We start from the raw sequence: 444 nt of genomic DNA, 5'->3' as shown, positions 1-444 counted from the left end.
AATGGAGATGTAACTAATAAAATATACAATTCGGTACTCAATGATTTAGGGACTTATGCTGAAAATGAGTTATACAAAACCATCACCAAAGATGAAAACTGGACCTCAGGTGTAAACAACACTACCGAAGAATTCAAAAACAAAGAAGGTCAAGTAGTGTTAAAAAGAACTTATAATAATAGTGATAAACACGATACCTATTATATCTATGACCAATTTGGAAATCTAACCTTCGTATTGCCTCCTTTAGCAGAAGGAGATACCTCTCAAACGACTTTAGATAATTTAGGGTACCAATACAAATACGATTCTCGCAACCGTCTAGTAGAAAAAAAACTACCAGGCAAACAATGGGAATTCATCGTGTACGACAAACTAGACAGACCCGTAGCAACAGGACCCGCATTTTCTCCTTATGGTAGTGCCACTGCAGTAGGCTGGATG

At 37.2% G+C, this 444-nt stretch carries 1 pseudogene; it reads left to right on the top strand.

The window, feature by feature from the left end:
* Positions 1 to 444, top strand: a pseudogene (locus FIA58_RS21580) (type IV secretion protein Rhs); the annotation flags it as partial.

Origin of the sequence: Flavobacterium jejuense (genome assembly GCF_006491595.2) — a bacterium.
In the GTDB taxonomy this organism is placed as follows: Bacteria; Bacteroidota; Bacteroidia; order Flavobacteriales; family Flavobacteriaceae; genus Flavobacterium; species Flavobacterium jejuense.
The sequence above is the reverse complement of the archived record's forward strand: the minus strand, read 5'-3'. Positions and strand labels throughout refer to the sequence as shown.